This window comes from Streptomyces sp. NPDC003042, from assembly GCF_053591315.1.
This window is the reverse complement of the sequence record NZ_JBSFTP010000149.1, coordinates 1-7,089: the sequence shown is the minus strand read 5'-3', so window position 1 is coordinate 7,089 and position 7,089 is coordinate 1. Positions and strand designations below refer to the sequence as shown.

Below are 7,089 nucleotides of genomic sequence, written 5' to 3'. Positions count from 1 at the left end.
GTGTGATATGACGTTGGGGGGGCCGGGGACTGGGGGCGCGCGTCGGCCAAACCGGCCGCCCCCCCCCCCGCCAGCCCCCCCCACGGGGGCGCCGCCCCCGCCCGCCCCCCGGGGTCCGGGCGAGGGGCCGTCGCCGTCCCCCGTACAGGCGACAATGGGCGCATGAGTCTGTTCCGCGACGACGGCATCGTGCTGCGCACCCAGAAGCTGGGTGAGGCGGACCGCATCATCACGCTGCTCACACGGGGCCACGGCCGGGTGCGGGCCGTCGCGCGCGGGGTACGGCGTACGAAGTCCAAGTTCGGCGCCGGGCTGGAACCTTTCTCCCACGCCGACGTGCAGTTCTTCGCCCGCGGCAGCGATCTGATCGGCCGCAGCCTGCCGCTGTGCACCCAGACCGAGATCATCTCCCCCTACGGCAACGGCATCGTCACCGACTACGCCCGCTACACCGCCGGCACCGCGATGCTGGAGACCGCCGAGCGGTTCTGCGAGAACGAGGGCGAGCCCGCCGTACAGCAGTACCTCCTGCTCGTCGGGGGCCTGCGCACCCTCTCGCGCGGCGAACACGAACCCCACCTGATCCTGGACGCCTTCCTGCTGCGCTCCCTCGCCGTCAACGGCTACGCGCCCAGCTTCGACGACTGCGCGCGCTGCGGCATCCACGGCCCCAACCGGCACTTCTCCGTCGCCGCGGGCGGAGTCGTGTGCGGGGACTGCCGGGTGCCCGGCAGCGTCGTACCCTCATCGGAGGCCATCGCCCTGCTCAGCGCCCTGCTGACGGGCGACTGGGGGTACGCCGACGCCTGCGAGGCGCGTCACGTGCGGGAGGGCAGCGGGCTGGTCTCGGCCTATCTGCACTGGCATCTGGAGCGCGGGCTACGCTCCCTGCGATACGTCGAGAAATAGGAGCTGGACACATGGCACGACGCGGGATTCTGGGACGCTCTCGCCGCGAGTACAAGGTTCCCGAGCCGCACCCGACCGGTGCGCGTCCGCCGAAGATCCCCGGCGAGCTGGTCCCGAACCACGTCGCGATCGTCATGGACGGCAACGGCCGCTGGGCCAAGGAGCGCGGCCTGCCGCGCACCGAGGGCCACAAGGTCGGCGAGGGCGTGGTGCTCGACGTGCTCAAGGGCTGCCTGGAGATGGGCGTCAAGAACCTCTCCCTGTACGCCTTCTCGACGGAGAACTGGAAGCGCTCGCCCGACGAGGTCCGCTTCCTGATGAACTTCAACCGTGACGTCATCCGGCGCCGCCGTGACGAGATGAACGAGCTGGGCATCCGCATCCGCTGGGTCGGCCGCATGCCGAAGATGTGGAAGTCGGTCGTCCAGGAGCTCCAGATCGCGCAGGAGCAGACCGTCGACAACGACGCCATGACCCTGTACTTCTGCGTCAACTACGGCGGCCGCGCGGAGATCTCGGACGCGGCGCAGGCGATCGCGAGGGACGTGGCGGCGGGCAAGCTCGACCCGTCGAAGGTCAACGAGAAGACCTTCGCGAAGTACATGTACTACCCGGACATGCCGGACGTGGACCTGTTCCTGCGCCCCAGTGGGGAGCAGCGCACCTCCAACTACCTGCTCTGGCAGAGCGCGTACGCGGAGATGGTCTTCCAGGACGTGCTGTGGCCGGACTTCGACCGGCGCAACCTCTGGGCGGCCTGCCTGGAGTACGCCCAGCGCGACCGCCGCTTCGGCGGGGCGGTACCGAACCAGGCCGAGGGCTCCGCCGGCTGACCCGGGAATAGGATCCGCTGTCATGGACACGAACACGGTACCGGCGGCCGACGAGGCCGTACGGCTCGTCTACCGGGCCACGACGGCGGATCTCAACGACGCGGTCCGGGCGCGCAACAGCAGGACGCCGGCCGGACGGCGCAGGCGGTGGGTCTACGTAGGGATCGCCGTGCCGTTCCTCGCCCTGAGCGTGCTGTCCGCGCTGGGGAGCGACGGCATCCAGCCGGTCTCGGTCGGGCTGGCCGCGGGCGCGCTGAGTATCCCGGTGACGGCGCTGATCTTTCCCCGGCTCCAGGTACGGGCCTTCGCCGAGCTGCTGGAGAAGGCGGGGGAGATGCGGGCCGTCGTGGACGACAGCGGGGTCCAGCTGACCACAGCGGACACCGCGACCCGCATCGGCTGGGCGGCGCAGCCTGCGTACGCGGAGACGGACCGGGCATTCGTCATGCTGAGCGCCGACAAGCAGGCGGTCGGCATGACGGTCCTTCCCAAGCGGGGCGCCCAGGCCCCGGCCGACGTCGACCGGCTGCGGGCGATCCTGGACCGGAACCTGCGCAGGCTCTAGAGCGCGGCGGCGCAGTCCGAGCAGGTGCCGAAGATCTCCACCGTGTGGGCCACGTTCACGTAGCCGTGCTCGGCCGCGATGGAATCCGCCCACTTCTCCACCGCCGGGCCCTCCACCTCGACCGCCTTGCCGCACTTGCGGCAGACCAGGTGGTGGTGGTGGTCCCCGGTGGAGCAGCGGCGGTAGACGGACTCGCCGTCGCTGGTGCGCAGCACGTCGACCTCGCCGGCGTCGGCGAGGGACTGGAGGGTGCGGTAGACGGTGGTCAGGCCCACGGAGTCGCCACGGTGCTTGAGCATGTCGTGCAGCTCCTGGGCACTGCGGAACTCGTCCACCTGGTCCAGCGCCGCCGCCACGGCGGCCCGCTGCCGGGTGGACCGCCCTCGTACTGGCGCGGCATTCGTCTCGCCAGGCGCAGTCGCCACCGGTTCCTCCTCGTATCGGTCTCGGCCCATTGTGCCAGGCGGCCGTGGCTACTGGACCTTCACGTCGTCGCGGGCGCAGACCTCCTCGGCGGCGTGGGCCGCTTTGGCCCGGCGCCGGGTGAGCGGAGCGGACAGGGCGGTCACCGCCATGAAGACGGCGATCGCGAGCAGGACGATCATGGCGCCCGAGGGCGCGTTGACGTAGTACGTGGTCGTCGTGCCCGTCAGGGACACGGCGAGGCTGATCGCCACGGCCAGGCCCAGGGTGGCGGCGAAGCCGCGGGTGACCCGCTGGGCGGCCGCGACGGGGATCACCATCATGGCGCTGACCAGCAGCAGCCCGACGATGCGCATGGCGACGGTGACGGTGACGGCCGCGGTGACGGCGATCAGCAGGTTCAGCGCGCGCACCGGCAGGCCGGTGACCCGGGCGAACTCCTCGTCCTGGCAGACGGCGAAGAGCTGCCGGCGCAGGCCCACGGTGACGGCGAGGACGAACGCGGCGAGGATCGCCATCGCGGTGACGTCCTCGGGCGCGACGGTGGTGATCGAGCCGAACATGGCGCTGAGGAGGTTGGTCGTGGAGCCGCCGCCCACGTTGATGATCATCACGCCGCCGGCCAGGCCGCCGTAGAACAGCATGGCGAGCGCGACGTCACCGCTGGTCTTGCCGCGGGAGCGGATGAGCTCCATGCCGACGGCGCCGACGACGGCGACCAGGGTCGCCATCCACACCGGGCTGGTGTTCATCACGAAGCCGAGCGCGACACCGGTCATGGCGACATGGCCCAGACCGTCGCCCATGACGGCCTGGCGGCGCTGCACGAGGTACGTGCCGATCGCCGGAGCGGTGATCCCCACCAGTGCGGCGGCGATCAGCGCGCGCACCATGAAGGGGTAGTCGAGGAGGCCCATCAGCTCAGCAGTCCCGTCCGCAGGGGTTCGGCGTCGTGCGCCGCGTGGGGGTGTACGTGGTCGTGGCCGGGCAGGGCGTGCTGCCCCACGGCCTCGGGGGGCGGGCCGTCGTGGACGACGCAGCCGTCGCGCAGGACGACGGCGCGGTCGATCATCGGCTCCAGCGGGCCCAGCTCGTGCAGGACGAGCAGGATGGTGGTGCCGGCGGCGACCTGCTCGCGCAGGGCGCTCGCGAGGACCTCCTGGTTGGCGAGGTCCACGCCCGCCATCGGCTCGTCCATGATCAGCAGCTCGGGCTCGCCGGCGAGGGCCCGGGCTATGAGGACGCGCTGGTGCTGGCCACCGGAGAGGGCGCCGACCGAGGCGTCGGCGTACGCGTCCATGCCGAGCAGGGTCAGGGCGCGGTCGACGGCGGCCTTGTCGGCATTGCGCAGGATCCCGAAGCGGGTGCGGGCCAGCCGGCCGGAGGAGACGACCTCGCGGACGGTGGCCGGGACGCCGCTGGCGGCGGTGGTGCGCTGGGGGACGTACCCGATGCGCGACCACTCGCGGAAGCGCTTGAAGTCGGTGCCGAAGACGGAGAGGGTGCCGTTGCTCAGCGGGACCTGGCCGACCACGGCGCGGACGGCCGTGGACTTGCCGGAACCGTTGGCGCCGAGCAGCGCGACGACCTCACCGCGGTGGACGGTGAGGTCGACGCCGCGCAGCACGGGGCGGGAGCCGAGCGAGGCCGTGGCCCCGCGCAGGGATATGACGGGCTGGTCCTCAGCCGGTCGGGGCGTGGACTGCATGGCTCGCGCCTCCGTTGCTGCTGTCATTACTTCGCTCCGAGCGCCTTCTGGAGGTTCTTCAGGTTGGACCGCATGACCTCGAAGTAGTCAGCGCCCTGGGACTTGTCCGTGATTCCCTCGAGCGGGTCGAGGACGTCGGTCTTCAGTCCCGTGTCCTGGGCGAGGCTCTTGGCCGTCTTGTCGCTGGCCAGCGTCTCGAAGAACACCGTCGACACATTGTCCTTCTTCGCGACGGTCTGGAGCTCCTTCATGCGGGCCGGGCTGGGCTCGGCCTCGGGGTCGACGCCGGAGATGCCCTCCTGGTCGAGGCCGTAGCGCCCGGCGAGGTAGCCGAAGGCGGAGTGGGTGGTGATGAAGGTCTTGGTGGCCGTGTTCTTCAGGCCGTCCTTGAACTCGGTGTCCAGCGCGTTCAGCTTGGTCACGAGCTCGTCGGTGTTCTTCTTGTAGTCCGCGGCGTGGGCGGGGTCGGCCTTCTCCAGGGCGGCGCCGACGCCCTTGGCGACCTCGGCGTACTTGGAGGGGTCGAGCCAGACGTGCGGGTCCGCGCTGGCCTCGTGGTCGTGGCCGTCGTCCTTGGCGGGCTCGGACGGCTTGGCGTGCTCGTCGCCCTCGGTGTGCGCGTGGCCCTCCTCGCCGTGGCCGGGCTCGGCGGCCTGGGCCTCGAGCTTGGTGAGGGTGGCGGCGTCGACGGTGTTCTTCACGCCGGACTGCTCGACCGCCTTGTCCACGGCGGGCTGGAGCGACTTGAGGTAGAGCACCACGTCGGCCTCGGCCAGCTGGGCCGTCTGCTTCGGGGTGATCTCCAGGTCGTGCGGTTCGACGCCCGGCTTGGTGAGGGTGGTGACCTTCACGTGGTCCTTGCCGATCTGCTCGGCGAGGAACTGCATGGGGTAGAACGACGCCGTCACGTCGAGCTTGCCGTCCTGCCCGTCCGTGGCGGCCGGCGGGCCGTCCGTGGAGCCCGCCGCTCCGGCTCCGGAGCAGGCGGTGAGGGCCGTGGCGCCGAGGGCGACGGCTCCGGCGAGGACGGCGGTGGGTATGAGGCGTCGTACGTTCATGACATCCATTTTCATCAAAAGTGGAAACGATTGTCAAAAACGCAGGTGAGGGGACTGCCTGAGGGCCGTCGAAGGGGGTCCCGATTTGAATGCGGGGGTGCAGGCGCCGGTAACCTGAAGACTTCGCCGTTCGTCCTCGTAATGAAGAGAGCACCGTGGCCGCCGACAAGATCGAAACCATCGTCAGCCTGAGCAAGCGCCGTGGCTTCGTTTTCCCGTGCAGTGACATCTACGGCGGCTCCAGGGCTGCCTGGGACTACGGCCCGCTCGGTGTCGAGCTGAAGGAGAACATCAAGCGCCAGTGGTGGAAGGCGATGGTCACCGGGCGTGAGGACATCGTCGGCCTCGACTCGTCCGTGATCCTGGCCCCCGAGGTGTGGGTGGCCTCCGGTCACGTCGCCACTTTCTCCGACCCGCTCACCGAGTGCACCGCCTGCCACAAGCGCCACCGCGCGGACCACCTTGAAGAGGCGTACGAGGCCAAGCACGGCCGCCTGCCCGCCAACGGTCTCGCGGACATCAACTGCCCCCACTGTGGCGTGAAGGGCCAGTTCACCGAGCCCAAGCAGTTCTCCGGCATGCTGGAGACGCACCTCGGCCCGACCCAGGACTCGAAGGCCTACCTGCGCCCCGAGACCGCCCAGGGCATCTTCACCAACTTCGCCCACGTGCAGACGACTTCCCGCAAGAAGCCGCCCTTCGGCATCGCGCAGATGGGCAAGTCCTTCCGCAACGAGATCACGCCGGGCAACTTCATCTTCCGCACGCGCGAGTTCGAGCAGATGGAGATGGAGTTCTTCGTCAAGCCGGGCGAGGACGAGCAGTGGCAGGAGTACTGGATGGCCGAGCGGTGGAACTGGTACCGCGACCTCGGCATCCGCGAGGAGAACATCCGCTGGTTCGATCACCCGAAGGAGAAGCTCTCCCACTACTCGAAGCGCACCGCCGACATCGAGTACCGCTTCAACTTCGGTGGCAACGAGTTCTCCGAGCTCGAAGGCATCGCCAACCGCACCGACTTCGACCTCAAGGCGCACTCCGCCGCCTCCGGTCAGGACCTGACCTACTTCGACCAGGAGGCCGGCGAGCGGTACACCCCGTTCGTCATCGAGCCGGCGGCCGGTGTCAACCGCGCCATGCTCGCCTTCATGCTCGACGCCTACAACGAGGACGAGGCCCCGAACGCCAAGGGCGTCATGGAGAAGCGCACCGTCATGCGCCTCGACCCGCGCCTGGCCCCCATCAAGGTCGCCGTCCTGCCGCTGTCGCGCAACCCGCAGCTGTCGCCGAAGGCCAAGGGCCTCGCCGCCGACCTGCGCAAGAACTGGAACATCGAGTTCGACGACGCGGGCGCCATCGGCCGCCGCTACCGTCGCCAGGACGAGATCGGTACGCCGTTCTGCGTCACCGTCGACTTCGACACCCTGGACGACAACGCGGTGACGGTGCGCGAGCGCGACACCATGAAGCAGGAGCGCGTCTCCCTGGACCAGATCCAGAGCTACCTCGGCAGCCGCCTGCTCGGCTGCTAGGTTCCGCTATTGGCGTCGATGACGACGTCCGTGCGGGCGGCGCCGGTGCCCTCGACCTGCA

Annotated in this window: 8 protein-coding genes; 4 read left to right on the top strand and 4 right to left on the bottom strand. The window is 69.9% G+C overall.

From position 1 onward, the window contains the following. Nucleotides 1-162 precede the first annotated feature (162 nt). Genes recO through ACWDYJ_RS35575 form a run of 3 tightly spaced genes read left to right on the top strand, consistent with a single transcriptional unit; the run spans nucleotide 163 to nucleotide 2,307 of the window. Nucleotides 163-909 carry a DNA repair protein RecO gene (gene recO / locus ACWDYJ_RS35585; RefSeq protein WP_451569749.1) on the top strand — a complete coding sequence of 249 codons (747 nt, stop codon included), beginning with the start codon at nucleotides 163-165 and terminating at the stop codon, nucleotides 907-909. Nucleotides 910-920: 11 nt separating this feature from the next. After that, complete coding sequence (locus ACWDYJ_RS35580) at nucleotides 921-1,742, top strand: isoprenyl transferase (RefSeq protein ID WP_451569748.1); 822 nt, start codon at nucleotides 921-923, stop codon at nucleotides 1,740-1,742. 22 nt (nucleotides 1,743-1,764) lie between these two features. Then, nucleotides 1,765-2,307, top strand: coding sequence for a YcxB family protein (locus tag ACWDYJ_RS35575; protein WP_451569747.1), 543 nt, complete (start codon nucleotides 1,765-1,767; stop codon nucleotides 2,305-2,307). Here the strand turns inward: ACWDYJ_RS35575 and ACWDYJ_RS35570 are convergent. The 4 genes from ACWDYJ_RS35570 to ACWDYJ_RS35555 are packed head-to-tail and all read right to left on the bottom strand — an operon-like array spanning nucleotide 2,304 to nucleotide 5,496. Next, the gene (locus ACWDYJ_RS35570; RefSeq protein ID WP_451569746.1) at nucleotides 2,304-2,732 is read right to left on the bottom strand and encodes a Fur family transcriptional regulator; all 429 of its coding nucleotides are present in this window, start codon (nucleotides 2,730-2,732) and stop codon (nucleotides 2,304-2,306) included. The genes ACWDYJ_RS35575 and ACWDYJ_RS35570 overlap by 4 nt on opposite strands. A gap of 48 nt (nucleotides 2,733-2,780) precedes the next feature. Then, nucleotides 2,781-3,647 (bottom strand): metal ABC transporter permease, encoded by an 867-nt coding sequence (locus tag ACWDYJ_RS35565; RefSeq protein WP_451569745.1) that lies wholly within the window; start codon nucleotides 3,645-3,647, stop codon nucleotides 2,781-2,783. Then, nucleotides 3,647-4,465 (bottom strand): metal ABC transporter ATP-binding protein, encoded by an 819-nt coding sequence (locus tag ACWDYJ_RS35560; protein ID WP_451569744.1) that lies wholly within the window; start codon nucleotides 4,463-4,465, stop codon nucleotides 3,647-3,649. Before ACWDYJ_RS35560 ends, ACWDYJ_RS35565 begins: the two co-directional genes overlap by 1 nt. Beyond that, nucleotides 4,465-5,496 carry a metal ABC transporter substrate-binding protein gene (locus ACWDYJ_RS35555; RefSeq protein ID WP_451569743.1) on the bottom strand — a complete coding sequence of 344 codons (1,032 nt, stop codon included), beginning with the start codon at nucleotides 5,494-5,496 and terminating at the stop codon, nucleotides 4,465-4,467. The genes ACWDYJ_RS35560 and ACWDYJ_RS35555 overlap by 1 nt, the downstream gene beginning before the upstream one ends. Before the next feature lie 155 nt (nucleotides 5,497-5,651). Between ACWDYJ_RS35555 and ACWDYJ_RS35550 the strand changes: the two genes are divergently transcribed. Next, nucleotides 5,652-7,028 (top strand): glycine--tRNA ligase, encoded by a 1,377-nt coding sequence (locus ACWDYJ_RS35550; RefSeq protein WP_451569742.1) that lies wholly within the window; start codon nucleotides 5,652-5,654, stop codon nucleotides 7,026-7,028. Nucleotides 7,029-7,089: the final 61 nt, after the last annotated feature.

Bases quoted from the DNA above. Each gene is read 5' to 3' on its own strand.
- recO (WP_451569749.1), top strand. From the start codon at position 163: ATGAGTCTGTTCCGCGACGACGGCATCGTGCTGCGCACCCAGAAGCTG.
- ACWDYJ_RS35580 (WP_451569748.1), top strand. From the start codon at position 921: ATGGCACGACGCGGGATTCTGGGACGCTCTCGCCGCGAGTACAAGGTT.
- ACWDYJ_RS35575 (WP_451569747.1), top strand. From the start codon at position 1,765: ATGGACACGAACACGGTACCGGCGGCCGACGAGGCCGTACGGCTCGTC.
- ACWDYJ_RS35565 (WP_451569745.1), bottom strand. From the start codon at position 3,647: ATGGGCCTCCTCGACTACCCCTTCATGGTGCGCGCGCTGATCGCCGCC.
- ACWDYJ_RS35560 (WP_451569744.1), bottom strand. From the start codon at position 4,465: ATGACAGCAGCAACGGAGGCGCGAGCCATGCAGTCCACGCCCCGACCG.
- ACWDYJ_RS35555 (WP_451569743.1), bottom strand. From the start codon at position 5,496: ATGAACGTACGACGCCTCATACCCACCGCCGTCCTCGCCGGAGCCGTC.